The sequence below is a fragment of the Arthrobacter sp. NEB 688 genome (assembly GCF_013201035.1).
In the GTDB taxonomy this organism is placed as follows: domain Bacteria; phylum Actinomycetota; class Actinomycetes; order Actinomycetales; family Dermatophilaceae; genus Phycicoccus.
This window is the reverse complement of sequence record NZ_CP053707.1, coordinates 1,200,703-1,225,351: the sequence shown is the minus strand read 5'-3', so window position 1 is coordinate 1,225,351 and position 24,649 is coordinate 1,200,703. Positions and strand designations below refer to the sequence as shown.

Here is a 24,649-nt window from a genome sequence, read left to right as displayed (position 1 = left end):
ACCGCGACCGGGCGCCGACCCGGTCAGCGGCGCCGCGCCGCGAGCACCCAGCCCAGCTGGAAGCGGGAGTCGACCCCGTTGACGGCCATGAGCCGCGAGACCCGACGGCGCACCGTCCGCAGGCTCACCCCGAGGTGACGGGCGATCGCCTCGTCCTTGATGCCCAGGCCCAGGAGCTCGACGAGCCGGGGGTCGTCGTCGCCCGCCCCCTCCCCGCCGCGGGGCACCGGCGCCGCGTAGCGCCAGGCGAGGTCGAAGTAGTCGGTGTAGAGGCGCACGACGAGCGGGTCGCGCAGCAGCACGTACGCCGACCCCGGGTCGTCCCAGCCGCCGAGGGCCACGACCGCGGACTCCCCGAACACGGCGAACTCCGTCGAGGTCGCGGGCAGCATCCGCTGGTCCTCGCCGGCCTCGGCCCACACCCCGAGCCAGCGCTGCCCGGCGAGGGTGGTCAGCACGTCGGCGGGGTAGATCGCCCGCTGCGCGTCACCCCGCTCGATGCGCTCGCGGTTGGCCCGCACGGTGGAGTCGTCGAGCGCCGGCCCCCGCTCGACCGTGAGGACGAAGTTGCGCACCATCCCGCGGCTCTCGCGCAGGAGGTGGTTGACGACCGCCGGCGAGACCGACCCCGCGAGCGGCTCGGTGCGCAGGTCGAGGGCCCCGAGGGTGCGGGAGGTCACCTCGGCGAGCAGCCCGGCCGCCTCGTCGAGCTCGCGCTGGCGCGACTCCGTCCGTTCCCGCTCGCGGCGCACGTGCTCCTCGAGCAGCAGCATGACCCTGCCGTCCTCGTGGTCCACCATCGTGCCCCCCGGTCACTCCGCGCACACCCCTGCACGCCCCTGGCGTGGCCGTTACCGGCCAGTGGCCGCCTAGTGTCGCACGTCACAGGAGGGGGCGGGCACGATGGACGGACGCAGCCGAGGACGCAGGGGACCACCGGGCGACGCGCGTTCCGTGCGAGAGCGGAGCGAGAGGCACCCGGTGGTGCGGATCGGCGGCGGGCAGGGCCCGGATGTCGACGACAGCCGGGCCCTCGCCCGGTCCCGACGCCCGGGGATGCCGCCCGCCGGGCCCCGCCTACAGGCCGAGCTCGCGGGCCCCGGTCGCGCTCGCCGCGCGGAGGAACTCGGCGCACCGGTGGCGCTCCTCCTCCTCGCCGATCGCGTCGGCGGCCTTGGCCAGCGCGGCGAGCGCGCGCAGGAAGCCGCGGTTGGGCTCGTGCTCCCACGGCACCGGCCCCTGCCCGCGCCACCCGCTGCGGCGCAGGGCGTCGAGGCCGCGGTGGTAGCCGGTGCGGGCGTACGCGTAGGCCTCGACGGGCCGGTCGTCGGCGAGGGCGTCCTCGGCGAGCACCGCCCACGCGAGGGAGGAGGCGGGCTGGGCGGCCGCGACCTGGTCGGCGGCGACCCCGTCGGCCAGCGGGCGGGCCGCCGGGTCGTCGGGCAGGTGCGTGGGCGGGATGCCGAGGAGGTCGCTGGTGCTCATGGCCCCACGCTAGCCGCCCCGGCCCCCACGACATCCGGGCCCGCCCCCACCCGTCGGAGGGACCCCACCCCCACCCGTCGAGGGAACAGGACACGCCGCCCGGACGAGGGTCCGGACGGCGTGTCCTGTTCGCTCGACGGGGTGGACGGGGTCCGCCCGTCCGCCCCGTCGAGCGAGGGGGCTCGGCGTGATCGGGCTCAGCCCTGGTGGGTCCCGGCGGAACGCAGGTTCTGGCAGGCCTCGACGACGCGCTGCGCCATCCCGGCCTCGGCCTCCTTGCCCCACGCGCGCGGGTCGTACTGCTTCTTGTTGCCGACCTCGCCGTCGATCTTGAGGACGCCGCTGTAGTTCTTGAGCATCCAGTCGGCCACCGGGCGGGTGTACGCGTACTGGGTGTCGGTGTCGACGTTCATCTTGACGACGCCGTAGTCGACCGCGTCCGAGATCTCCTGCGGGAGGGAGCCCGAGCCGCCGTGGAAGACGAGGTGGAAGGGCTTGCTGTCGGCGGCGAGCCCGAGCTCGGCGGCGGCGGCCTCCTGGGCGGCCTGGAGGACCTCGGGGCGCAGCTTGACGTTGCCCGGCTTGTAGACGCCGTGCACGTTCCCGAAGGTCAGCGCGGTCATGTAGTAGCCGTTCTCGCCGGAGCCGAGCGCGCGCACGGTCGCGACCGCGTCGTCCGGGGTGGAGTACAGCTTGTCGTTGATGGCGTTCTCGACGCCGTCCTCCTCGCCACCGACGACGCCGACCTCGATCTCGAGGATGACCCGCGCGGCCTTGCACTGCGCGAGGAGGTCCTCGGCGATGCGCAGGTTCTCGTCGAGCGGCACGGCGGAGCCGTCCCACATGTGCGACTGGAAGATCGGCAGGCCGCCGGCCTTGACGCGCTCGGCCGACGCGGCGAGCAGCGGGCGCACGAAGGTGTCGAGCTTGTCCTTGGGGCAGTGGTCGGTGTGGAGCGCGATGTTGACGGAGTAGTTCTTCGCGACCTCCTCGGCGTAGGCGGCGAGCGCCTTCGCGCCGGTGACCATGTCCTTGACCGTCGAGCCGGACGCGTACTCGCCGCCACCGGTGGAGACCTGGATGATGCCGTCGGAGCCCGCCTCCGCGAAGCCGCGGATGGCGGCCGTGATCGTCGAGCTCGACGTGATGTTGATGGCCGGGTAGGCGAACGAGCCGTTCTTGGCCCGGTCGAGCATGTCGGCGTAGACCTCGGGCGTTGCGATGGGCACGGTGTTCTCCTCGTGACGTGGTGGTGGCCCTACGCCCCCGATCCTTCCACCATCCGCCGTGCGCCGCGCGGGCCTGTCCGTACCTGCGGGTAGGTGGGCGGCCCGGCGCCCGGGGACGACGAACGGGGCGGCACCTGTGCGGTGTCGCCCCGTCGAACGGTCGCCCCCGGTCCCTGCACCGGAGCCGCCCGCCAGCAGGCCTGAGGCCCTCTGTCGTTGGGTGGAACCCCCTGCGGTTTCCGTCCCTGCGTGGGCCCAGTGTGCGCCGTTCCGCAGCCGTTGTCCACGCCTTCGTCGAGGATTCGTCATTCCGGGCGCGGAATCCGCACATCCGTGGGACGGGTGGTGCGCACGGGGTCCGCGGGGCGTCGGAGGCACCTCCGGACCGACCCTTGCGCGCTTCTTGACCGAATCTTCGTCAAACCGGGGCCCCGTCCGGTCGATGCGTCGGGTGACAGATCCCGGCACCCCGCCGGGACGACCACGCACGGAGGTGGGTCGTGGACGACGGGATGGACGAGATCATCCATGAGTTCCTCGTGGAGTCCCACGAGAACCTGGACCAGATCGACGTGGACCTGGTGGCCCTCGAGAAGGACCCCGAGGCCCGCGACCGGCTCGCGCGCGTCTTCCGGGCGGTGCACACGATCAAGGGCACCTCGGGCTTCCTCGGCCTGCCCGTGCTCGAGCACGTCGCGCACGCCGGCGAGACCCTCCTCGCCTCGCTGCGCGACGGCGACCTGTCCCTGACGACCGACCGCGCGAGCCTCCTGCTCGCGACCGTCGACGCCATCCGCGACGTGCTCGCCTCCGTCGAGGCGGGGCACGGCGAGGGAGGCAGCGACTTCTCCGAGCTCGTCGAGGCGCTGCACCAGTCGGTGCTCGACGACACCCCCCTGACCCTCCCCGGCCACGCCGGGGACGGGGTCCCGGGGGCCGGCCAGGCTCTCCCCCCCGCCGGCCACGCCCCCGAGACCGCCGGTGCCGTCGCCACACCCCCCTCCTCGGCGACGGCGCCGGCACCTCCCCCCGCAGCGGCGCCCGCGCCCCCCCCGGCGCCCACCCCGGCGCTCGCCCCCGCGGCGCCTGCCCCCGCGGCGCCTGCCCCCGTCGCCGTCGTCGAGGACGACCGCGACACCGGCGGCCGGCGCGGCGCGGCCGAGTCCTCGGTGCGCGTCGACGTCGCCGTCCTCGACTCGCTCATGCGTCTCGTCGGCGAGCTCGTCCTCACCCGCAACCAGCTCTCCGCCCACGACGGCGCCCCCGGCGCCGGTGTCCAGGGCCGCTCCGCGGCGGCGGCCACCGAGGACGGCCGCATCGCGATGGGCTCGATGATGCAGCGCCTCAACGTCGTGACGAGCGACCTCCAGGACGCCGTCATGAAGGCCCGGATGCAGCCCGTCGACACCGTGTGGGCCAAGTTCCCCCGCGTCGTGCGCGACCTGGCCACGGCCTGCCGCAAGGAGGTCGCCCTGACGATGCTCGGCCGCGAGACCGAGCTCGACCGCGGTCTCGTCGAGGCCATCCGCGACCCCCTGACCCACCTCGTCCGCAACGCCGTCGACCACGGCATCGAGACGCCGGAGGTCCGCACGATGGCGGGCAAGCCGGCCACCGGCACCCTCGTCCTGCGCGCCTCGCACGAGTCGGGCCGCGTCGTCATCGAGCTCGAGGACGACGGCGCCGGCATGGACCCGGACGTCATCCTCGCCAAGGCCCTCGAGCGCGGCATCGTCTCGCCCGCGCAGGCCGCCGCGATGGCGCCGCACGAGGCCTACGCCCTCGTCTTCCGTCCCGGTTTCTCGACCGCCGCGGCCGTCACCAACGTCTCCGGGCGCGGGGTCGGGATGGACGTCGTCAAGACCAACATCGAGGCCATCGGCGGCACCGTCGAGCTCACCTCGGCCGTCGGGCGCGGCACGACCTGCCGCCTCACCCTCCCGCTCACCCTCGCCATCGTCCCCGCGCTCATCGTCGTCGTCGGCGAGCAGCGCTACGCCGTGCCGCAGACCCTCGTGCGCGAGCTCGTCGTCGTCCACGACGGCGGGCACGTCGTCGAGAACGTCGCCGGCGTCCAGGTCCTGCGCCTGCGCGAGCGCCTCCTCACCCTCGTCGACGGCCGCACCGTGCTCGAGGGCCCCGCGGGCCCGCCCGGTGCGATCGTCGTCCTCGACGTCGACGGCAAGGTCTTCGGGCTCGTCGTCGACGAGGTCCGCGACACCGAGGAGATCGTCGTCTCCTCGCTCGGCGAGCACCTCGCCGGGACCGAGGTCTTCTCGGGCGGGACGATCCTGGGCGACGGGGCCGTCGCCCTCATCCTCGACGGGGCCGGCCTGGCCTCGCTCGCCCTGACCGGCGAGCTGCGCGAGGAGCTGCGCGACACCGGGGCCGGCGTCCTCACGAACACCCACGAGGGCGCCCGCCGCCTCGTCGTCGTGCGCGCCGACGGCGAGCGCAACATCGCGATCCCGCTCGACGTCGTCACCCGGCTCGAGGACCTCGACGACGAGAGCGTCGAGCGCCTCGGCGAGGGCTGGGCCGCCCGGTACCGCGGCGGCATCATGCCGCTCGTCGAGGTCTCCGCCCTCGTCAGCGGCCTGCGCGTCGCCGGCCGCGGCTCGCGCGGCACGACCCACGGGGACGGCCGCCGCTCGGTCGTCGTCGTCCACCACGGCGAGCACCCCGTCGGCCTCGTCGTCGACGCGATCCTCGACATCAACGTCGAGGACGGCGACGTCGCCGCCCAGGAGGGCCGGCGCGGACCCGGGGTCGTCGGCGGCGCCGTCGTCGGTGGCCGGCTCGTCGAGATCCTCGACCTCGACGCGGCCGTCCGGGCCGCCGGCACGGCCCTCGCCACCCCCGTCCACCTCGAGGAGGTCCCGGCGTGAGCGCCTCCACCTACGTCACCTTCAGCCTGGGCGAGCACCTCGTCGGCCTCCCGGTCGAGCGGGTCCAGGAGGTCCTCGGCGCCCTGCCGATGACCCCCGTCCCGCGCGCGGACCGCCGCGTCGCCGGCCTGCTCAACCTCCGCGGCCAGGTCGTCACCGGGCTGGACCTGCGGGCCCGCTTCGCGCTGCCCCCGGCGCAGGAGGACGAGAGCGCCGGCACCGTCGTCGTGCGGACGCCGGGCGGCCCCGTCGCCCTCGTCGTCGACCGGATCGGCGACGTCATCCAGGTCGACGGGATGCAACCGCCGCCGGCCACGCTGACCGGCCCGATCCGCGACCTCGTCCGCGGGGCCTACGTCCTCGCCGACTCCCTCCTGCTCGACGTCCGCCTCGACGCTGTCCTCGCCCTCGACCGATGACCGCCACCCAGCCCACCGCGCTCCGGCACCGCCCGGGCACGACCACCCGCCCGCTCCCCGGAGGACACGCCATGTCATCCCGCTCCTTCCCACCCGTCGCCTGGTTCTCGAACCTGCGACTCACCACGAAGATGCTCGTCACCCTCGGCTCGTTCCTCGTGGCCTCCGCCTTCGTCGCGACCGTGGCCATCGGCGGGCTCGGGGCGGCCTCCGCCGCCGCCGCCGGGATCCGCGTGGACGGTGTCCTCGCCACGGTCGCCCTCGGTCGGGTCCACCAGGAGGAGATCAAGTCCCGCCTGCGCCTCACCGAGCTCGCGCTCACCGCGCCCGGTTCGGCCGCGCAGAAGTCGGCCTCCGACGCGCTCGCCGAGACCGACGCCGACCTCACTCGGTGGCGCGCCGAGTACCAGAAGCTCGAGGAGGCCGGTGGCGACGCCGGGAGCACGGGCTGGCGGGACTTCACCGCGAAGTGGGACGCGTTCACGAGCCTGCGCGACACCACGCTCGTCCCCGCCCTGCAGCGCGGTGACGTCGACACCTTCCGCACGCTCATGGCCTCGCAGGGCCAGCCGCTCATCTCGGCCGCGGCCGACGCGCTCGACGCGGAGGAGGCCACCCGGCTCGCGACCGCGAAGCGCGAGGTCGACGCCACCCAGGAGCAGAGCTCCGGCACGGGCCGCACCATCTGGGTCGTGCTCCTGGCCGGCGGGCTCCTCTCCGCCGCCCTGGGCTTCGGGATGATGCGCTCCGTCGGCCGGTCGGTCCGTTCCGTCTCGCGCGGCCTCGAGGCCCTGCGCGACGGTGACCTCACCGTCCGGGCCGAGGTGCTGAGCGGCGACGACCTCGGCGTCATGGCCACCACCTACAACGAGGCCGCGGCCGGTGTCCGGACGATGATCACCGAGATCGCCCGCAACGCCAGCGCGCTCAGCCACGCCTCCTCGACGATGGCGACGGTGACCCAGGGCATGGCCAAGGGCGCCGACAGCAAGGCGAAGACCTCCCGGGACACCGCCGCCGCGGCCCACCAGGTGAGCGCCAACGTCCAGACGGTCGCCGCGGCGACCGAGCAGATGGCCGCCTCGGTGGGCGAGATCGCCCACTCCGCGAACGCCGCCGCCCGCGTCGGCCAGGAGGCGGTCGCCCTCGCGGCGCAGACCAGCCAGACCGTCGCGAGCCTCGGCGAGTCCTCGACCCAGATCGGCACGGTCGTCGAGACGATCGAGAAGATCGCCGAGCAGACGAACATGCTCGCGCTCAACGCCACGATCGAGGCCGCCCGGGCCGGCGAGCACGGCCGCGGGTTCGCGGTCGTCGCCAACGAGGTCAAGGAGCTCGCCCGCGAGACACGCCGCGCGACCGCCGAGATCCAGGTCCGCGTCTCCTCCATCCAGTCCGACGCCGAGGCCGCCGTCGCGGCGATCAGCCGGATCGACGGGGTCGTCGCCCAGATCAACGACCACCAGACGACGATCGCCTCCGCCGTGGAGGAACAGACGGCCACGACCTCGGAGATGTCGCGCAACGTCGCCGACGCCGCGACCGGGACCGGCAGCATCGCCACGAGCATCGCCGACGACGCCGAGGCCCAGTCCCGCGCCGCCGACGGTGTCGCCACCGTGCGGAGCACCGCGAGCGAGGTCGAGTCCATCTCGATGACGCTCCGCGCCGCCGTCGACCGGTTCGCCGTCTGATGCGCGCGCTCGTCGTCGACGACAGCCGCACGATGCGGACGCTGCTCTCGCGCATCCTCGTCGGGATGGGGTTCGAGGTGAGCCAGGCCGGTGACGGCCAGGAGGCCCTCGACGTCGTCGCCGCCGCGGACGCCGCGGGGACGCTGCCGGACGTGTGCCTCATCGACTGGAACATGCCGGTGATGACCGGGCTCGAGTTCGTCGTCGCGGTCCGGGCCAACCCGGCCTGGCGCGACATCAACCTCATGATGGTGACGACCGAGTCCGAGCACGGGCAGATCGTCCGGGCCCTGGCGGCCGGGGCCCACGAGTACCTCATCAAGCCCTTCCCGCCGGAGGCGATCGAGGAGAAGCTCCAGCTCCTCGGCCTCGTGCCCGTGTCATGACCATCCGTGTCGTCCACGTGGACGACTCCCCCACCGTCCGGCGGATCGTCGGCGAGGCGCTGCGCGCCCTGCCCGGCATCGAGCTCGGCGGCCAGGCGGTCAACGGTCGCGAGGGGCTCGCGCTCATCGACGAGGTGCGCCCGGACGCGGTGGTCCTCGACATCGAGATGCCCGTCATGGACGGCATCGAGACGATGCGGGCGCTGCACCGCAGCCACCCGACCCTGCCGGTCATCATGTTCTCGACGCTCACCGAGCGCGGCGCCCGGGCGACCTTCGACGCCCTCGCCGCCGGGGCGCGCGACTACGTGACCAAGCCGAGCAGCGCCGGCGGCCTCCTGGAGTCGGTCGCGACGATCCGTCGCGAGCTCGGGGAGCGCCTCGTCGCCCTCTGCCCCCCGAAGCCGGCCATCCCGGCCGTCCCCGCCGCCCGCGTCCGGGCCCTCGCCGAGCACCCGGCCCGGGGGCGCCAGGCCCCGACCCCGATCGCCCCCGGCTCGCTCCTCACCGAGCACGCCCAGCGCATCGACGTCCTCGCCATCGGCTCCTCGACCGGGGGCCCGGAGGCCCTCGCGGTCGTCCTCGACGGTCTCCCCCGCAACCTCCCCGTGCCCGTCCTCGTCGTCCAGCACATGCCGCCGGTCTTCACCCGGCTGCTCGCCGAGCGCCTCGACCGGTCCGGCGCCCTGCGCGTCGTCGAGGCCACCGACGGCGAGCGGCTGCGGCCGGGGGTCGTCCACATCGCCCCGGGCGACCGCCACCTCACGGTCGTCGGCTCCGCCGGCGCCGCGTCCGTCGCCCTGTCCGACGGCGAGAAGGAGAACCACTGCCGCCCCGCGGTCGACGTGCTCTTCCGCTCGCTGGCCCGGGTCTACGGTTCGCGCACCCTGGCCGTCGTCCTCACCGGGATGGGCGCCGACGGCGCCGCGTCCGCGGGGGACGTCGTGCGCGCCGGCGGCGTCGTCTACGCCCAGGACGAGGCGACCTCCGTCGTCTGGGGGATGCCGGGGCAGGTCGTCGCCCAGGGCCACGCCTCGCGCGTCCTCCCCCTCGGTGCCATCGCCCACACCATCGCCGGCCGCCTCGCCGTCGGCCGGTCCACCCAGGGAGGTGCGGCATGACCGCACTCGACACCGCCGACTTCGACCTCTTCGCCCGGATCGTCATGCAGGACAGCGCGATCGTGCTCGAACGGGGCAAGGAGTACCTCGTGAGCGCCCGGCTGACCCCGGTCGCGACGAAGGCCGGCCTGCCCAACCTCGCCGCGCTCGCCAGCCGCCTGCGCTCGCGCCCCACCGACCCGATCCGCTCCAGCGTCGTCGAGGCGATGACGACGAACGAGACGTCGTTCTTCCGCGACATCCACCCGTTCGACGCCCTCGGCCGGATCGTCATCCCCGAGATCACCTCGACGCCGCGCCCGGACCGGGCCCTCAACATCTGGGCGGCCGCGTGCAGCTCCGGGCAGGAGCCCTACTCGCTCGGCATGACCGCGCTGGAGACGCTGCCGGTCGGCTGGCAGGCCCGCATCACCGCCACCGACCTCTCGCCGCAGATGGTCGAGCGGACCCGGGCCGGGCGCTTCAGCCAGCTCGAGGTCGGTCGCGGCCTGTCGGCGCCCCGGCTCGTCCAGCACTTCCAGCGGGTCGGGACCGAGTGGGAGGCCTCCCCCCAGCTGCGCTCGATGATCCTCGCGCGCACGCTCAACCTCGCGGCGCCGCTCCCGCTGCTGCCCCGCTTCGACGTCGTGTTCCTGCGCAACGTGCTCATCTACTTCGACGTCGCCACGAAGGCCGCCGTGCTCGGGGCCATCCGTGGTGTCCTCCGGCCCGGGGGCTACCTGTTCCTCGGCGCCGCCGAGACGACCCTCGGGCTGGACGCCGGGTTCGAGCGCAAGGCGCTCGGCCGGGCCATGGCCTACCAGCTCACCCAGAGAGGCGGTCCCCGATGACCGACGCCAGCCCCATCGAGGCCGAGTACCTCGACAGCATCGTCTCGACCGTGTGGGAGTCGCTCTTCGGCGAGCCCACGGTCGCGACCCCGGCCACGCCGGCGCCCCCCGACTCGGTCCGGGCGCGGGTCGACATCCACGGCACGTGGAGCGGCTCGGTCGTCGTCAGCTGCACGCGCGACGTCGCGTCCGACCTGACCCGCGACCTCCTGGCCCTGCCCGCGGGCCTGCCGCCGGACGCCGACGAGGTGCGTGACGCGCTCGGCGAGATCGCCAACATCGTCGCCGGCAACGTCAAGTCCCTCCTGCCCGACCACGCGACGCTCGGCCTGCCCGAGGTCCACCAGGACGGCTCCGCCGAGCCGTCCGGACCGGACACCGTCGCCGCCACCTACCTCGCGACCGCCGGCAACCTGCGCGTCGCCGTCACCCCCCTGGAGGCCACCCGATGAGGATCCTCGTCGTCGACGACTCCCGCGTCATGCGCCAGATCGTCACCCGCACCCTGCGCCAGGCCGGCCACGGCGGGCACGAGATCGTCGAGGCCGAGAACGGCCGCGCCGGGCTGGAGGTCGTCGCGTCCCACCGCCCCGACCTCGTCCTGTCCGACTGGAACATGCCGGAGATGTCGGGCATCGAGTTCCTCGAGGCGCTGCGCGCGGCCGGGGACGCGACGCCGTTCGGCTTCATCACCTCCGAGGGCTCCTCGCTCATGCGGGTCCAGGCCCTCCAGGCCGGGGCGCTCTTCCTCATCGGCAAGCCCTTCACGGCCGAGTCCTTCGCCCTGCACCTCGACCCCGTCCTCGGGCGCGGCGTGCACGCCCCCGTCGCGACCGTCAAGGTCGAGGAGCGGGTCGCCGGCCACACCGGGCTGCCCGAGCGCAAGGAGTCGCGCGACCTGCTCGAGCGGCTGCTCGGGCGCGACTGCGCGGTCGACTCCGCCGTCGGCGCCCCGGCCCCCGGCGACGGCCGGACGACGACCGCCGAGCTCGTCGGCGACGACGGCCACCTGGCCGCGCTGTTCGTCGCCGACCACGAGCTGGTCGTCCGCCTGGGCGCGTGCCTCTCCCTCACCCCCGCCCCCGCGGCCGAGGGGCTGGTCAAGGACGGCGAGACGACGCCGCCCGTCGAGTCCGCGTTCTCGGAGGCGCTCAACGTCTTCTCCTCCCTCTTCAACGGTGGCGGCGGCCCCCACGTCCGGCTCGGCCGGGTGTGGTTCGGCCGCTCGACGCCCCCGGCGGAGGTGCTCGCCCCGATGGCGGGCTCGCTGACCCGCGACGACATGGTCGTCACGGTCTCGGGGTACGGGGCCGGCCGGCTCTCGGTCGTGCTCCCGGCCACGGCCGTCGCGACGAGCGGCGCTGCCTGACGCTCGTCCACCCCGACGCAGGCCCGTCGGGACCGGGGCACCCTCCGCGGCGTGGGTAGCGGTGCTCAGGTCCCGGCGGGTCCTCGCGCGTCACGCTGGGGTCGTGCCGACCACGACCGCGCGCGACATCGCCGCCGCCACCCCCGCCTCCCGCCATCGCGTCGTCGACCTGCTGCGCGTCGCCGCCCTCACCGTCGTCGTCCTCGGGCACTGGCTGATGGCGGCCGTCGTCGTGCGCGACGGCCGGCTCGTCACCGGGGCGGTGCTCGACCTCGCCCCGTGGACGCACCCGCTGACGTGGGTCTTCCAGGTGATGCCGGTGTTCTTCCTCGTCGGCGGCTACGCGAACGCGCTGTCCTGGAGGCGGTCCCGTGCGCGCGGGGCCGGGGCGCCGGAGTGGCTCCGGGGGCGCCTGCGCCGGCTGCTCGTGCCCGTCGTGCCGCTGCTCCTCACGTGGGTGGTCCTGCTCGTCGTCGCCGACCTCGCCGGGGCCGACCGGGCCGCGCTGCGCACCGCGTCGCAGGTCGCGCTCGTCCCGACGTGGTTCCTCGCGGCGTACGTCGTCGTCTGCTCGCTGGCCCCGCTGACCCTGCGCCTCTGGGAGCGGTGGGGCTGGGCGTCGGTCGTCGTCGGGCTGGCCGTCGGGGGCCTCGTCGACCTCGTGAGCCTGACGACCGACCTGTGGTGGGTCGGCTTCGCCAACTACGTGCTCGTCTGGGGCGCGGTCCACCAGCTCGGGTACGCCTGGTTCGACGGGCGGCTCGCGGGCACCGGCCGGCGGCTGGCCCTCGCGGCGGTCGGGGGCGTCGGCCTCGTGGCCCTCGTCGCGCTCGGCCCGTACCCGGTCTCGATGATCGGCCTCGACACCGCCGTCGTGAACAACAGCTACCCGACGCGCGTGACGCTCGGGTTCCTCGGGCTGCTGCAGGCCGGGCTCGTCCTGGCCGTCGAGCCCCTCCTCGCCCGGTGGATGGCGCGCGAGCGCCCGTGGGCCGCCACCGTGCGGCTCGGCAGCCGGATGATGAGCGTCTACCTGTGGCACCTCACGGTCATGGCCCTCGTCGTCGCGGGGTCGCTGCTCCTGGGCGGGTTCGGCCTCGGGGCCGAGCCGCTGTCGACGGGGTGGTGGCTGGGTCGGCCGCTCTGGTGGGCGGTGCTGACGGTCCTGACGCTCGGGGTGGTCGCGGTCGTCGGGCGGTTCGAGTCCGTGCGGCCGGTCGCCGGCCCGGTCGATGCGTGGCGCCCCCTGCTCGCGACCGCCCTGGGCTGCGGCGGTCTCGGGCTGATGGCGGCGCAGGGCCTCGTGGCCCGCGACGGCCTGCGGTGGTGGTGGGCGCTGCTCCCGGTCGCCGGGGTCGCGCTCCTGCGCGGCCGGCGGGACGGGTCATCCGGCGGCGAGGGACTGCCGGCGGGCCAGCAGGTGGGCGCGCTCGACGTCGTTGCCGCACAGCCGGATCGCCTCGTCGAAGGCGGCGACGGCGGCGGGGTCGTCGGCACGGGCCAGGAGCTCGGCGCGGACCGCCGCGAGCCGGTGGCTCGCCGGGAGGGCCTCGTCGAGACCGTCGAGCGCGGCGAGGCCGGCGGCGGGGCCGTCGCGCTCGGCCAGGGCCACGGCAGCGGCCAGTCGGGCGCTCGGTGACGGGTTGACCTGCAGCAGAGCCGCGTACGCGTCGCAGATGCGGTCCCAGCGGGTCTCGTCGGCGCTCGGCGCGAGGGCGTGCTCGGCGGCGACGAGCGCCTGGAGCCGGTAGGACTCCACGAGCGGGTCCCCCGACGGCACCACCCCGGCGAGCAGCGCGACGGCCTCGGCGACCTCGTCGTGGTGCCAGCGGCCACGGTCCTGGTCGGGCAGGAGCACGAGCGAGCCGTCCGGCCCGACCCGGGCGTCGCGCCGCGAGTGCTGGAGCAGGACGAGGGCGAGGAGCGCCCGCAGCACCGGCTCCTGCGGCACGAGGGCGTGCGTCACCCGCACGAGCCGGACCGCCTCCCCGGCGAGGTCCGCGCGCAGCAGGTCCGGGCCCGAGCCGGGCGCGTACCCGGCGGTGAACGCGAGGTAGGCGACCTGGGCGACGACCCGCAGCCGGCCCGGGAGCTCGGCCCGCCCGGGCACGGCGTAGGGGATGCCGGCCGCGACGATCTTCTTCTTGCCGCGGGTGATCCGCGCGGCCATCGTCGGCTCCGGCACGAGGAAGAGGCGGGCGATGTCGGCCGTCGTCACGCCGACGACGAGCCGCAGCGCGAGCGCGCTCGCGACCTCCGGCCCGAGCGCCGGGTGGCAGCACAGGAGGACGAGCCGGAGCCGGTCGTCCTCGACGAGACCTCCGGGGTCGACCATGGCCCCTCCTCCTGCCGGCCGCTCCGCCTCGACGACGAGCAGCGGCTCCTTGCGCGCGGCCATCGCCTCGCCGCGCAGCCGGTCGATGACCCGTCGGCGGGCCGCCGTGAGCAGCCAGGCGGCCGGCCGGTCCGGGGCGCCGTCGGCCGGCCAGCGGCGGGCGGCCGACTCGACGGCGTCCCCGAGGGCGTCCTCGACGAGGTCGAGGCGGCGGAACTGGCCGAGCAGGAGCGCGACGAGCCGCCCCCACTCGTCCCGGACCGTCGCCGCGAGGACCTCGTCGGCCGTCACAGCGGGGCGTGGTCGGGGATCTCGACGACGGGGCGGATCTCGACCGTGTAGGTGCTCGGCAGCAGCCGCGCGGCCGCGATCACCGCGTCGAGGTCGGGCAGCTCGACGTCGTAGTAGCCGCCGACCTGCTCGGTCAGCTCGACGAACGGGCCGTCGGTGACGGTGCGCGCGGCGCCCGCACCGGGGCCGAGCGTCGTCGCGGTGTCGGCGTCGGCCAGCGGGGCGCCCGAGATGCGTCGGCCGTGCTCGTCGACGTACCGCTCGAAGGCGTGGTGCGCGTCGGAGTACCCCCGCTGCACCTCAGGCGAGGCCTCGGACCACACGGCGGGCTCGTAGGCGACGAGGACGACGTAGCGGGTCACGACGCACCGCCGTGGTCGTGCTCGCCGTCCTCGACGAGGTCCCGGAACTCGAGGTGCTCACCGCGGGCGGCGAACTCGGTGCACAGGCGCACGAGGTCGGCGCGGTCGTCGGTCTCGAGGAGGTAGAAGCCGACGACCTGCTCGGCCGACTCCGTGAACGGCCCGTCGGTGACGAGCACCCCGCCGGCGTCGTCCGGCCGCATCGACAACGCCCGCTCCGACGGCGTGAGCGGCGAGACCGCGAGGATGCGGTGGCCGCCGGCCGCGAGGTCGCGGTGGAACCGCTCGTGCGAGCGCATCCCCTTCTCGTGCTCCTCGGCCGGCAGCTGCGCCCACTCCGCCTCGGGCGCGGGCAGGAGGACCAGGTGGCGGCTCACGCGGGCCGGTCCTGCGGCTGCACGGTGCGGCGCACCTCGACGGTGTCGCCGAGCGCGGCGATGATGCGGCAGCAGTCCACGAGGTCGTCGAGGTCGTCGGACTCGACCTGGTAGAAGCCGCCGACCTGCTCGGCGGTCTCGGTGAACGGGCCGTCGGTCACAGGCCCCCCGCCCCCGGGGACGCGCTTGGCCTCGCTCGTGGCGTGCAGCTCGGCGCCGCCGGTGATGCGGTGGCCGCGGCGGTGCAGCTCCTCGGCGAAGCGGGTGTACTCGGCGTAGCCGGCGGTGCGCTGCTCGGGGTCCATGGTGGTCCACCAGCGGTCGGCGTCACCGACGATGAGGACGACGTACTCGGGCATCCGGGTCTCCTGGGATCAGGGGCCGCCGTGGTGCGGCCTCACCCCGATGACGCACGGGGCCGGGCGACCTCGACAGGTCTACCGGACTTTCTCGCTCCGCGCGCCGGATGCCGCGCCGTCGCTCCTCAGGCGAGGGCGCCGGCGAGCAGCCGGAGGGTCTCCTCGCGGGCCGGGGCCCGGTCGGCCGGCGTCCCGGCGACGGCGCCCGCGACCGGGTGGACCATCACCTCGTCGACCCCGAAGGTCTGCGCCAGCTCGCGCACCTGCGCGGCGGCCTCGTCCGGCGCACCGACGACCCAGCGGCCGACCATCTCGGCGGCCAGCGCCTCGTGGGCGGCGGGGACCTCCACGGCCTCGGCCTCCTCGACGAGCAGCTGGGCCGCGAGGCGCTGCCCGGTGCGCAGCGCGACCATCGAGCGGACGTTGGGCAGCGCGAGGCGCTGCGCCTCCTGCGTGGTCGACGCGACGACGACGTTGACCGTCAGCAGCGTCCGCGGCTCGGGGTGGGCCTCGGAGGGCTGGTACTGCGAGCGGTAGAGGGCGAGCGCCTCGGCCGTGCCGCGGCCCGAGAAGTGGTGGGCGAAGACGTAGGGCAGGCCGCGCGAGGCGGCGAGGCGGGCCGAGAAGTCGGAGGAGCCGAGGAGCCACACGGTCGGGACCGAGGTGGCGCGCGGGGTCGCCCTGAGGACGTGGTCGCCGCCGGCCAGGCGCAGGCCGACGCCGTCGGGCGACATCATCGCGAGGACGGTGTCGACGTGGTCGGGGAAGCGCTCGGCGGCATCGGCCTCGACGCCGCCCCCACCGCTGCGCAGCGCCCACGCGGTGACCGGGTCGGTGCCCGGGGCACGGCCGAGGCCGAGGTCGACGCGGCCCGGGAAGGCGGCCTCGAGCAGCGCGAACTGCTCGGCGACGACGAGCGGGGCGTGGTTGGGCAGCATGACGCCGCCCGAGCCGACCCGGATGCGCTCGGTGGCGGCGGCGACCATCGCGGCGAGGACCGGCGGGTTGGTCGCGGCGACGGCCGGCATGTTGTGGTGCTCGGCCAGCCAGTAGCGGAGGTAGCCGTGCTCGTCGGCGACCCGGGCGAGGGAGCGGGTGGCGGCGAGCGCGTCGGCGGTGCTCTGGTCGGAGCGGACCGGCGCGAGGTCGAGGACGGAGAGCGTGGGGGTGGTCACCGAGGAGTCAGCGACCTCCGGCCCGGCACTATTCCGTCGGGCCCGCCGCCCGCCCGTGCCCAAACTGACGAAAGTGACGATTGATGCACACCCCGACCCCCGGCGCCGTGCACGAACTGACGAAAGCGACGATTGATGCACACCGCGACCTTCGACTGCGTGCACGAACTGACGAAAGCGACGATTTCTGCACACCGGCCGGCGGGCTACGCCGGCGGGCCGGGGGTCGGGTGCTGGTCGAAGACGTGCCGGCGCACCCAGGCGTGCATCGCGACGGCCGCGGCGGCGCCGGCGTTGACCGACCGGGTCGAGCCGAACTGGGCGATGTGCAGGACGACGTCGCACACCTGCTGCATCTCCTGCGTCAGGCCGGACCCCTCCTGGCCGAGCACGAGGACGCAGGCCCGCGGCAGGTCGTAGGTCTCGAGCGGCACCGACCCGGGCACGTTGTCGACGCCGACGAGCGGCAGCGGCGCCCCGCCCTCCCCCGCGGTCGCCGCCCACGCCGCGAGCGCCGCGGCGTCGGGGTGGTGCACCTCGTGCTGGTAGCGGTCGGTGACCATCGCCCCGCGCCGGTTCCAGCGGCGCTTGCCGACGACGTGGAAGGCCGCGACGTTCGTGGCGTTCGCGGTGCGCACGACCGAGCCGATGTTCAGGTCGTGCCGCCAGTTCTCGATGGCCACGTGCAGCGAGTGCCGGCGCGTGTCGAGGTCGGCGACGACGGCGTCCATCCGCCAGTAGCGGTAGCGGTCGACGACGTTGCGGCGGTCGCCGTCGCGCAGCAGCTCGGGGTCCCAGTGCCCGCCCTCCGGCCACGGCCCCTCCCAGGGCCCGACCCCGACCTCGCGCTCGTCCTCCACGCGCAGCAGGCTAGGCGTGCACGCGGGCGAGGAAGCGACGGGTCCGCTCCTCGCGCGGGTCGCCGAGCACCTGCTCGGGCGGGCCCTGCTCGTGGACGACGCCGCCGTGGAGGAAGCAGACGGTGTCGGCGACCTGCCGGGCGAACCCCATCTCGTGGGTGTTGAGGACCATCGTCATGCCCTCGTCCTTGAGCTCGCGCAGGAGGTCGAGGACCTCGCCGACGAGCTCGGGGTCGAGGGCCGAGGTGACCTCGTCGAGGAGCATCAGCCGCGGCTGGTTGACGAGCGCCCGGGCGATGGCGACGCGCTGCTGCTGGCCGCCGGAGAGGTCGTCGGGGCGGGCGGAGGCCTTCTCCGGCAGCCCGACCCGCTCGAGCATCGCCATCGCGCGCTCCCTCGCCTCGGCCTTCGCGACCTTGTGGACCCGGACGGGCGCCAGCGTGATGTTGTCGAGGACCGACAGGTGGGGGAAGAGGTTGTACGCCTGGAAGACGACCCCCATCCGGGCGCGGACGGCGTCGGCGTCGGCGCGGGGGTCGGTGACGTCCTCGCCGTCGAGGGTGATGCGACCGTCGTCGACGACCTCGAGGAGGTTGACGCACCGCAGCGCCGTCGACTTGCCGGAGCCGCTCGCACCGATGAGGACGACGACCTGACCCTCGTGGACCGAGAGGTCCAGGCCGCGCAGGACCTCGGTCTCGCCGAACGACTTCCGCACGCCCTCGAGCCGCAGCACCTCGCTCACAGCATCCCTCCCGCGCCGTGGAACCCCTGCTTGCGCGCGACGTGGTCGGTCAGCCGCGCCATCGGGATGGTCAGGCACACGAACAGCGCGCCCGCGACGACGTAGGGGGTGAAGTTGAAGTCGAGCGCGGTCTCGATCTGGGCGGCGCGGATGGCGTCGATGACGCCGAGCACCGCGATGAGGCCGGAGTCCTTCTGGAGCGAGACGAGGTCGTTCATCAGCGGCGGTACGACCCGGCGCACGGCCTGCGGGAGGACGACGTGGCGCATCGTCTGCCCGTAGGACAGGCCCAGCGAGCGGGCGGCGGCGCGCTGCGACGGGTGCACCGACTCGATGCCGGCGCGGAAGACCTCGGCGACGTAGGCCGAGTACGACAGCACGAGGGCGCACGCGCCCCAGAACAGGGCCGACGACGGCAGCCCCGACAGCCGCAGCGCGGGCGCCCCGAAGCCGAGGACGAAGATGACGAGCAGCAGCGGCAGGCCGCGGAAGAGGTCGACGTACGCGGTGGCGAAGAGCCTCAGCGGGAAGGCGACCGGGCCGCGGACGGTGCGCATCACGGCCAGCGTCAGGCCGAGGACGGCGATGACGACACCGCAGGCGAGCATCACCCGGATGTTGAGCCACAGGCCGTCGACGACCGCCGGGAAGGACTCGACCGCCTTGTCCCAGTCCAGGAAGGTGGCGCGGACCCGGGGCCAGCCGGGGGAGGTGACGACGAGGGCGACGACGACGCCGACGAGCAGCAGCGTGGAGGCCGCCGAGATGCCGGCCGAGCGCACGGCCCGGCCGCGGCGGTAGCGCCGTCGCTCCAGCTCGAGGGCGGACGGCTGCCCGTCGCCCTCGGTGCTCGGCGCTGCCGGGACGGTCACGACAGCTCGGGGGCGCCCTGGGTCGAGAGCCACTCGCCGACGAGCTTCTCGAGCGTGCCGTCCTCGCGCAGGGCGTCGACGGCGGCGGTGACGCACGGGGTGAGCGGGCTGCCCTGGTCGAGGACGGCGCCGAACTGCTCGGGGGTGCCCTGCGCCGGCAGCTGGCCGACGATGACGCCGTCGTCGAGCTGGGCGGCCGTCATGTAGAAGCCCGTGGGCAGGTCGACGACGATGCCGTCGATCTGCTGGTTCTTGAGGGCCTGGACGGCGAGGTCGTTGGTGTCGAAGACGGCGACCTGCTCGGTGGGGGCGATCTGCTGCGTCGCGGCGGTGTAGGACGTCGTCCCGACCTGCGCGCCGAGCTTGGCGCCCTTGAGGTTGGCGACGGAGGTCTTGCCGTCGATCGGGCTGCCCTTGTAGGTGATGACCGTCTGGCGCACGTCGTAGTAGCCGGAGGAGAAGTCGACGGCCTTGCGGCGGTCCTCGCTGATCGAGACCTGGTTGAGGTCGAGGTCGAAGGTCTTCGGGCCCGGGGCGATGGCCGTGTTGAACGGCACGACCGCCCAGGTCACCTCGTCCCTGGCGTACCCGAGCTTGTCGGCGATCGCGTAGGCGACGGCCGACTCGTAGCCCTTCCCGTTCGCGGGGTCGTCGTCGACGAACCAGGGGCCGTAGGCCGGCTTGTCGGTGCCGACGGTCAGCGTGCCGGCGGTCAGGGTCTTCAGCGCGTCGGGGGTGCAGCCGGCGAGCGGGTCGGACGAGGTGCCGCTCGGCGTCGCGGAGGCGGCGGGCTGCTCGTCGACGGGGGCGCCGCACCCGGCGAGCGCGAGGGCGGCCGCCGCGAGGACGGGGACGACGAAGCGAGGACGTCGGGTCATGCTGGGCTCTCTTCCGGGGGGCGCGGGCGGGGACCTGCGCGTTCACGCGCGAGAGTAGCCGTGGGGGACGGATCGCGTCGCGGTCGTCCACGGATGCGGGGCGATCCGCACGACGAGGCGGCGGCCGCCGGGTGGGACGCCGGGCGAACCCACAGGTCGCGCACAGCGTCGTGCGCCCTCGGGGCCGGGCCGCAGCACCTACCCTTGGGGCCGTGATGCACTCGCTCGGGCCCAACTGGATGGACCCCCAGTACCTCCTCGCCACCTACGGGCAGGCGTTCTTCTGGATCTCGCTGGCCATCGTGTTCGTCGAGTGCGGGCTGTTCTTCCCGATCCTCCCCGGCGACTCGCTCCTGTTCGCGGTCGGGCTGTTCGTCGCGAGCGGTCAGCTCCAGGTCAACCTCTTCGTCGCGATGGGCGCGCTGTTCGCGGCGGCCTTCCTCGGCAACGTCGTCGGCTACGAGCTCGGGCGCGGGCTCGGGGCGCCGCTGCGCAACCGGGACGGGCGGATCATCAAGCGGCAGTACTTCGACAAGACCGAGGAGTTCTTCGACCGCTACGGCGCGAAGGCGCTCGTGCTCGGGCGGTTCGTGCCCATCGTGCGCACCTACATCACCGTCGTCGCCGGCATCGGCCGGATGGAGCGCCGCCACTTCTTCACCTGGTCCGCCGTCGGCGCCGCGCTCTGGGTGGGGGTCGTGACCCTCGCCGGGCACTTCCTCGGCAACGTGGCGTTCGTCAAGGACAACCTCGAGGTCGTCATCCTCGCGATCGTCCTCGTCTCGGTCGTGCCGGTCGTCATCGAGTGGCTGCGCCACCGCCGCTCGGCCGCGATGTCGCCCGCCGAGGCGCGCTCGGAGTCCGACGAGGTCGTCGACGAGCTCGAGCAGCGCCCCTGACCCCGGGTCGAGGTGAGACCCGACCCCCTGACGGTCTGCTTTCACCTCCACCCGGGAGCCGTCGCGCGGTCGAGGTGAAAAGCGACCCTCTGACGGTCGTCTTTCACCTCCACCCAGGAGCCGTCACGCGCGGTCGAGGTGAAATGCGACCCCCTGACGGTCTGCTTTCACCTCCACCCAGGAGCCGTGGCGCGCGTTCGAGGTCAAACCCGACCTTGTGACGGTCGTCTTTCACCTCGACTCGTGACGCCCGACCAGGCTGCATGTCCCCCGCACGCCCGCTGTTGTTCGCTCCTGATCGCGAAACGACCGGGATGACCGGCACTCCTCCACCGCTCGTCCTGGTTGCTCCAGCATCGGACGCGAACGACAGCGGTCGGCAGGGAGCTCTCCCCCCGAGCCCGACGCGTGAGCCCGGCCCCCTGACCCCGGGTTCGAGGTGAAACCCGACCTGCTGACGGTCTCCTTTCACCTCGAACCGCGCGTCAGCCGAGGTCGATGAGCCCGCGGCGGTGGGCCTCGGTGACGGCCGCCGTGCGGTCCTGGACCCCCAGCTTGGCGAAGGCGCGCAGCAGGTGGGTCTTGACCGTCGCCTCGCCGATGAAGAGCTGCCGGCCGACCGCGGCGTTCGAGTGGCCGCGGGCGACGAGCCCGAGCACCTCGACCTCGCGGGCGGTCAGCTCCGGGGCGGCCGGCGCCCGCAGCCGGTCGGCCAGCCGCGCGGCGACCGGCGGCGCGAGCACCGTCTCGCCGCGCGCGGCCCGGCGGATGGCGTCGGTGAGCAGCGACGTCGGGGCGTCCTTGAGCAGGTACCCGCGTGCCCCCGCCTCCACCGCCCGGACGATGTCGGCGTCCGTGTCGTACGTCGTGAGGACGAGCACCTGGGGCGCCGACGGCATCGACCGCAGCCGGGCGGTGGCCTCGGCGCCGTCCATGACCGGCATCCGCAGGTCCATGAGGACGACGTCGGGCGTCAGCCGCGGCACGAGCGCCAGCGCCTCGGCGCCGTTGCCGGCCTCGCCGACCACGTCGAGGTCGGGCTCCTCGCCCAGCACGGCCACCATCCCGGCCCGGACGACGGGGTGGTCGTCGACCACGAGCAGGCGGATCATCGCGGCACCTCCAGGCGCAGGGTCGTCCCCGACCCGGGCACGCTCGTCAGGTCGACCTCGCCGCCGACCTGCGCGGCCCGCGCCCGCACGCCGTCGAGCCCGAAGCCGCCGCGGTCCTCCCCCGTCTCGAACCCGCGCCCGTCGTCGCAGACGGTGAGGACGACGCGCTCGGGCTCGTAGGCCAGCGAGACCGCGACGTGCCCCGCCGACGCGTGCCGGCGGACGTTCGAGAGCGCCTCCTGGGCCGTGCGCAGCAGGACGACCTCGGCGACGCCCCCGAGCGGCGCGGGCTCGCCGTCGACCGTCACGTCGGCGTGCATCCCGGTCTCGCTGCTCACGGCGGCGCCGAGCCGCTGCATCGCCTCGACGAGGGTGCGCGACTGCAGGTGCCCGGGCGTCAGCTCGGCGACGATGAGCCGGGCCTCGGCGAGGTTGTCGACGGCCGTCCGCTCGACGAGCGAGAGCCGCTCCCGGGCCGTCGCGACGTCGCCGCGGGCCAGCGCCGCGTCGGCCGCGCGCGTCAGCGTGACGACCGAGGTGAACCCCTGCGCCAGCGTGTCGTGGATCTCGCGCGAGATGCGCTCGCGCTCGTCCTGGACCCCCCGGTCGCGCTCGACCGCGGCGAGCCGGTCCTGCGTGGCGCGCAGCTCGTCGATGGTCGCTGCCCGCCCCTCCGCCTCGGCGACGATGCGGTTGATGAACAGCCCGAGCGCCAGCGAGAGGCTGAGCGAGATGACCGTGCTGATGAGGATGTTGACCAGGCCCTGGCCGGAGAAGTCGGCCTGCACCCAGCGCAGGCCACCAAACGCGACGAGCGCGATGACGGTGCCGCGCACCGCGTTCGGCACCTCGAGCATCGCCCACATCTGCGGGAAGAGCGCGAAGAAGAGCAGCCAGCTCTGGGTCTCGGGGTCGACCGCCTGGATGCCGAGCAGCGCGACCCAGGCGACCACCTGGTAGGCGACCGCCCACCGTTCGCCCTGGTGGCGCAGCCCCCGCGTCCCGAGGACGACGTAGGCGACCCCGACGACACCGAGGAGCGCGTACGTCGGGAACCGGCCGTGCGGCGGCGCGTCGTCGAGCGCCGTGACGACGACCGCCGCGGCCCAGACGGCGGCGAACACGCCGTGCCAGTAGGGCTCCTGCCGCCGCCACATCGCGGTGAGGTCCTGGCGCGAGCTGCGCTGCTCCTGCACCTCCACGGCGCCCCGGTCGTCCACGTCACCCATCATGACGTCCCGCGGCCCGGACTCACACCGTGCCGCGCTTGAACCACGTGAAGGTGGTCAGGCACAGCACGAGCCCGGCGACCGCCCACGCGGCGAGGACGAGGAGCACCCGCCCCGGTTCCCACGAGCCGGCCATCTCCGCCGAGGCGAGGCCGTCGGGCAGGAAGACGGCGCGCATCCCCTGCGCGATCCACTTGAGCGGGAAGACCGCCGCCACCTGCTGCAGCCACTGCGGGACGTCGGTGAAGGCGATGTAGACGCCGGAGATGAACTGCAGGACGAGCTGCGGGCCGATGACGACCGCGCCGATGGAGCGCGAGGACGCGAGCGAGGAGTACGCGATGCCGAGCACCGTCCCTCCGAAGACGCCGAGCGAGAAGACGCCCGCGAAGAGCAGCCAGCGCCCCCCGGTGTCCGGCAGCGGCACGTCGAACGCGAGGCGCGCGACGAGGAGCAGCAGCACGACCTGGACGAGCGAGGTGCACACGACGAGGCCGACCTTGCCGAGGAAGTACGCGGCCGGCGGCATCGGCGTGGCGCGCAGGCGCTTGAGGGTGCCGTCGTCGCGCTCGGCCGCGACGGACATCGCCATCGTCTGGAAGCTCGTGAGGATGACGCCGGCCGCGACCATCCCCGGGAGGAAGTAGCGGGCGGCGGTCATCCCGGTGCGTGCCGAGTCCTCGAACTGGCTCGAGAAGATGACCGAGAACAGGAGCAGCAGGAGGATCGGGAAGAGGAAGGAGAAGAAGACGGCCTCCTTCTCGCGGGAGTACATCTTCAGCTCGACGCTGGTGCGGTCGAGGCCGACGGCGACGGTGGTCATGCGGGCACCTCCTGGCGCTCGGTGGTGACGTGGGGGGCGATGAGCCCGAGGTAGGTGTCCTCGAGGGACGGCCGGGTGACGGTGAGCTCGGGGACCTCGCCGCCGAACCGCGCTGCGAGGGAGGCGACCTCGGTCGTCGGCGACCCGGTGCGGACGCTGCGCCGGGTGCCCTCCTCCTCCCACGAGACCGTCGCCTCCTGCGACTGCCGACCGCCGAGGGCCGACGGGGTGTCGAGCGCGAGCAGGCGGCCCGCGGCGATGACGCCGACGCGGTCGGCCAGGTGCTCGGCCTCGTCGAGGTAGTGGGTCGTCAGGAGGATCGTCGTGCCGTCGTGCGCGAGGCCGCGGATCAGCTCCCAGAAGTCGCGCCGGGCCTGCGGGTCGAAGCCGGTCGTCGGCTCGTCGAGGAAGAGCAGCTCGGGCCGGCCGACGATGCCGAGCGCGACGTCGAGCCGGCGGCGCTGGCCGCCGGAGAGCCCGGCGATGCGGTCGTCGGCCTTCGCGGCGAGCCCCGTCGCCTCGATGACCTCGTCGACGCCGCGGGCGTCGCGGTAGCAGCGGGCGGTGCTGCGCAGGGCCTCGCGCGGGGTGAGCAGGTCCAGCCCGCCCGAGGTCTGGAGGACGATGCCGATGCGGTCGCGCCAGGCGCGGGAGGCGCCGTGCGGGTCGGTCCCGAGGACGGAGACCTCGCCGCCGTCGCGGTCGCGGAAGCCCTCGAGGATCTCGACCGTCGTCGTCTTGCCGGCGCCGTTGGGCCCGAGGAGGGCGAACACCTCGCCGGCGTGGACGTCGAGGTCGAGGCCGGCGACGGCGCGGTGGGTGCCGTAGGTCTTGGTCAGCTCGCGGATGCGGATGGCGGTCTCGCTCATGCCTCCAGCGTGCTCCGGCGGGACGCGCCGCGGGACGTCCGG

General features: G+C 74.4%; 25 protein-coding genes and 1 pseudogene. 10 read left to right on the top strand and 16 right to left on the bottom strand.

The features are described 5' to 3' along the window. Window positions 1-23: 23 nt before the first annotated feature. From HL663_RS05825 to fbaA, 3 genes are all read right to left on the bottom strand, one after another. Entirely contained in the window at window positions 24-773 is a 750-nt protein-coding gene (locus tag HL663_RS05825; RefSeq protein WP_173027480.1) for a helix-turn-helix domain-containing protein, read from the bottom strand. A 304-nt stretch (window positions 774-1,077) separates the two neighbouring features. Continuing rightward, on the bottom strand, window positions 1,078-1,485 hold the full coding sequence (locus HL663_RS05820) for a DUF3151 domain-containing protein (RefSeq protein WP_173027479.1): 408 nt from the start codon (window positions 1,483-1,485) through the stop codon (window positions 1,078-1,080). A 197-nt stretch (window positions 1,486-1,682) separates the two neighbouring features. Then, on the bottom strand, window positions 1,683-2,714 hold the full coding sequence (fbaA, locus tag HL663_RS05815) for a class II fructose-bisphosphate aldolase (protein ID WP_173027478.1): 1,032 nt from the start codon (window positions 2,712-2,714) through the stop codon (window positions 1,683-1,685). A gap of 500 nt (window positions 2,715-3,214) precedes the next feature. On the opposite strand from fbaA, the gene HL663_RS05810 reads away from it, so the two are divergent. From HL663_RS05810 to HL663_RS05770, 9 genes and pseudogenes are all read left to right on the top strand, one after another. Then, window positions 3,215-5,602 (top strand): chemotaxis protein CheA, encoded by a 2,388-nt coding sequence (locus HL663_RS05810; RefSeq protein ID WP_286175971.1) that lies wholly within the window; start codon window positions 3,215-3,217, stop codon window positions 5,600-5,602. Continuing rightward, a complete protein-coding gene (locus tag HL663_RS05805) occupies window positions 5,599-6,021 on the top strand; it encodes a chemotaxis protein CheW (protein WP_173027477.1) in 423 nt (140 codons plus the stop codon). Before HL663_RS05810 ends, HL663_RS05805 begins: the two co-directional genes overlap by 4 nt. A 71-nt stretch (window positions 6,022-6,092) precedes the next feature. Then, the gene (locus HL663_RS05800) at window positions 6,093-7,715 is read left to right on the top strand and encodes a methyl-accepting chemotaxis protein (RefSeq protein ID WP_173027476.1); all 1,623 of its coding nucleotides are present in this window, start codon (window positions 6,093-6,095) and stop codon (window positions 7,713-7,715) included. Then, window positions 7,715-8,101: a response regulator gene (locus HL663_RS05795; RefSeq protein WP_173027475.1), complete on the top strand. Its 387-nt coding sequence runs from the start codon at window positions 7,715-7,717 to the stop codon at window positions 8,099-8,101. The genes HL663_RS05800 and HL663_RS05795 overlap by 1 nt, the downstream gene beginning before the upstream one ends. Before the next feature lie 17 nt (window positions 8,102-8,118). Further along, on the top strand, window positions 8,119-9,222 hold the full coding sequence (locus tag HL663_RS05790; protein WP_286175970.1) for a protein-glutamate methylesterase/protein-glutamine glutaminase: 1,104 nt from the start codon (window positions 8,119-8,121) through the stop codon (window positions 9,220-9,222). After that, entirely contained in the window at window positions 9,219-10,052 is an 834-nt protein-coding gene (locus HL663_RS05785; RefSeq protein WP_173027473.1) for a CheR family methyltransferase, read from the top strand. The genes HL663_RS05790 and HL663_RS05785 overlap by 4 nt, the downstream gene beginning before the upstream one ends. After that, a complete protein-coding gene (locus tag HL663_RS05780) occupies window positions 10,049-10,504 on the top strand; it encodes a chemotaxis protein CheX (protein ID WP_173027472.1) in 456 nt (151 codons plus the stop codon). The genes HL663_RS05785 and HL663_RS05780 overlap by 4 nt, the downstream gene beginning before the upstream one ends. After that, on the top strand, window positions 10,501-11,421 hold the full coding sequence (locus tag HL663_RS19450) for a response regulator (protein ID WP_216842685.1): 921 nt from the start codon (window positions 10,501-10,503) through the stop codon (window positions 11,419-11,421). The genes HL663_RS05780 and HL663_RS19450 overlap by 4 nt, the downstream gene beginning before the upstream one ends. Before the next feature lie 217 nt (window positions 11,422-11,638). Beyond that, window positions 11,639-12,553: pseudogene (locus tag HL663_RS05770) on the top strand (acyltransferase family protein); the annotation flags it as partial. A gap of 252 nt (window positions 12,554-12,805) precedes the next feature. Here HL663_RS05770 and HL663_RS05765 read toward each other — a convergent pair. The 9 genes from HL663_RS05765 to HL663_RS05725 form a co-directional block, all read right to left on the bottom strand. Further along, on the bottom strand, window positions 12,806-14,047 hold the full coding sequence (locus tag HL663_RS05765; protein ID WP_173027471.1) for an RNA polymerase sigma factor: 1,242 nt from the start codon (window positions 14,045-14,047) through the stop codon (window positions 12,806-12,808). Continuing rightward, on the bottom strand, window positions 14,044-14,409 hold the full coding sequence (locus HL663_RS05760; protein ID WP_173027470.1) for a YciI family protein: 366 nt from the start codon (window positions 14,407-14,409) through the stop codon (window positions 14,044-14,046). The genes HL663_RS05765 and HL663_RS05760 overlap by 4 nt, the downstream gene beginning before the upstream one ends. Beyond that, the gene (locus HL663_RS05755) at window positions 14,406-14,786 is read right to left on the bottom strand and encodes a YciI family protein (RefSeq protein WP_173027469.1); all 381 of its coding nucleotides are present in this window, start codon (window positions 14,784-14,786) and stop codon (window positions 14,406-14,408) included. The genes HL663_RS05760 and HL663_RS05755 overlap by 4 nt, the downstream gene beginning before the upstream one ends. Then, entirely contained in the window at window positions 14,783-15,145 is a 363-nt protein-coding gene (locus HL663_RS05750; protein WP_173027468.1) for a YciI family protein, read from the bottom strand. The genes HL663_RS05755 and HL663_RS05750 overlap by 4 nt, the downstream gene beginning before the upstream one ends. A gap of 125 nt (window positions 15,146-15,270) precedes the next feature. Beyond that, window positions 15,271-16,320, bottom strand: coding sequence for an LLM class flavin-dependent oxidoreductase (locus HL663_RS05745; RefSeq protein ID WP_173027467.1), 1,050 nt, complete (start codon window positions 16,318-16,320; stop codon window positions 15,271-15,273). Window positions 16,321-16,526: 206 nt separating this feature from the next. After that, a complete protein-coding gene (locus HL663_RS05740) occupies window positions 16,527-17,180 on the bottom strand; it encodes a TrmH family RNA methyltransferase (protein WP_286175967.1) in 654 nt (217 codons plus the stop codon). A gap of 10 nt (window positions 17,181-17,190) precedes the next feature. Further along, window positions 17,191-17,925, bottom strand: a complete 735-nt coding sequence (locus HL663_RS05735) for an amino acid ABC transporter ATP-binding protein (RefSeq protein ID WP_286175966.1) — start codon at window positions 17,923-17,925, stop codon at window positions 17,191-17,193. Beyond that, window positions 17,922-18,797, bottom strand: coding sequence for an amino acid ABC transporter permease (locus tag HL663_RS05730; RefSeq protein ID WP_173027466.1), 876 nt, complete (start codon window positions 18,795-18,797; stop codon window positions 17,922-17,924). The genes HL663_RS05735 and HL663_RS05730 overlap by 4 nt, the downstream gene beginning before the upstream one ends. Beyond that, entirely contained in the window at window positions 18,794-19,675 is an 882-nt protein-coding gene (locus HL663_RS05725; RefSeq protein ID WP_173027465.1) for an ABC transporter substrate-binding protein, read from the bottom strand. The genes HL663_RS05730 and HL663_RS05725 overlap by 4 nt, the downstream gene beginning before the upstream one ends. A gap of 215 nt (window positions 19,676-19,890) precedes the next feature. Between HL663_RS05725 and HL663_RS05720 the strand changes: the two genes are divergently transcribed. Next, window positions 19,891-20,574 (top strand): VTT domain-containing protein, encoded by a 684-nt coding sequence (locus tag HL663_RS05720; RefSeq protein ID WP_173030020.1) that lies wholly within the window; start codon window positions 19,891-19,893, stop codon window positions 20,572-20,574. 485 nt (window positions 20,575-21,059) lie between these two features. On the opposite strand, the gene HL663_RS05715 is transcribed toward HL663_RS05720, so the two are convergent. The 4 genes from HL663_RS05715 to HL663_RS05700 are packed head-to-tail and all read right to left on the bottom strand — an operon-like array spanning window position 21,060 to window position 24,607. Then, on the bottom strand, window positions 21,060-21,686 hold the full coding sequence (locus HL663_RS05715) for a response regulator (protein WP_173027464.1): 627 nt from the start codon (window positions 21,684-21,686) through the stop codon (window positions 21,060-21,062). Further along, the gene (locus HL663_RS05710) at window positions 21,683-22,906 is read right to left on the bottom strand and encodes a sensor histidine kinase (RefSeq protein ID WP_173027463.1); all 1,224 of its coding nucleotides are present in this window, start codon (window positions 22,904-22,906) and stop codon (window positions 21,683-21,685) included. The genes HL663_RS05715 and HL663_RS05710 overlap by 4 nt, the downstream gene beginning before the upstream one ends. A 31-nt stretch (window positions 22,907-22,937) precedes the next feature. Then, window positions 22,938-23,738 carry an ABC transporter permease gene (locus tag HL663_RS05705; RefSeq protein ID WP_173027462.1) on the bottom strand — a complete coding sequence of 267 codons (801 nt, stop codon included), beginning with the start codon at window positions 23,736-23,738 and terminating at the stop codon, window positions 22,938-22,940. Further along, a complete protein-coding gene (locus HL663_RS05700; RefSeq protein WP_173027461.1) occupies window positions 23,735-24,607 on the bottom strand; it encodes an ABC transporter ATP-binding protein in 873 nt (290 codons plus the stop codon). Before HL663_RS05700 ends, HL663_RS05705 begins: the two co-directional genes overlap by 4 nt. Window positions 24,608-24,649 lie beyond the last annotated feature (42 nt).

Coding starts and splice junctions, on each gene's coding strand:
- HL663_RS19450 (WP_216842685.1), top strand. CDS start 10,501: ATGAGGATCCTCGTCGTCGACGACTCCCGCGTCATGCGCCAGATCGTC.
- HL663_RS05725 (WP_173027465.1), bottom strand. CDS start 19,675: ATGACCCGACGTCCTCGCTTCGTCGTCCCCGTCCTCGCGGCGGCCGCC.
- HL663_RS05820 (WP_173027479.1), bottom strand. CDS start 1,485: ATGAGCACCAGCGACCTCCTCGGCATCCCGCCCACGCACCTGCCCGAC.
- HL663_RS05795 (WP_173027475.1), top strand. CDS start 7,715: ATGCGCGCGCTCGTCGTCGACGACAGCCGCACGATGCGGACGCTGCTC.
- HL663_RS05705 (WP_173027462.1), bottom strand. CDS start 23,738: ATGACCACCGTCGCCGTCGGCCTCGACCGCACCAGCGTCGAGCTGAAG.
- HL663_RS05720 (WP_173030020.1), top strand. CDS start 19,891: ATGCACTCGCTCGGGCCCAACTGGATGGACCCCCAGTACCTCCTCGCC.
- HL663_RS05700 (WP_173027461.1), bottom strand. CDS start 24,607: ATGAGCGAGACCGCCATCCGCATCCGCGAGCTGACCAAGACCTACGGC.
- HL663_RS05780 (WP_173027472.1), top strand. CDS start 10,049: ATGACCGACGCCAGCCCCATCGAGGCCGAGTACCTCGACAGCATCGTC.
- HL663_RS05750 (WP_173027468.1), bottom strand. CDS start 15,145: ATGCCCGAGTACGTCGTCCTCATCGTCGGTGACGCCGACCGCTGGTGG.
- HL663_RS05800 (WP_173027476.1), top strand. CDS start 6,093: ATGTCATCCCGCTCCTTCCCACCCGTCGCCTGGTTCTCGAACCTGCGA.
- HL663_RS05715 (WP_173027464.1), bottom strand. CDS start 21,686: ATGATCCGCCTGCTCGTGGTCGACGACCACCCCGTCGTCCGGGCCGGG.
- HL663_RS05825 (WP_173027480.1), bottom strand. CDS start 773: ATGCTGCTGCTCGAGGAGCACGTGCGCCGCGAGCGGGAACGGACGGAG.
- HL663_RS05785 (WP_173027473.1), top strand. CDS start 9,219: ATGACCGCACTCGACACCGCCGACTTCGACCTCTTCGCCCGGATCGTC.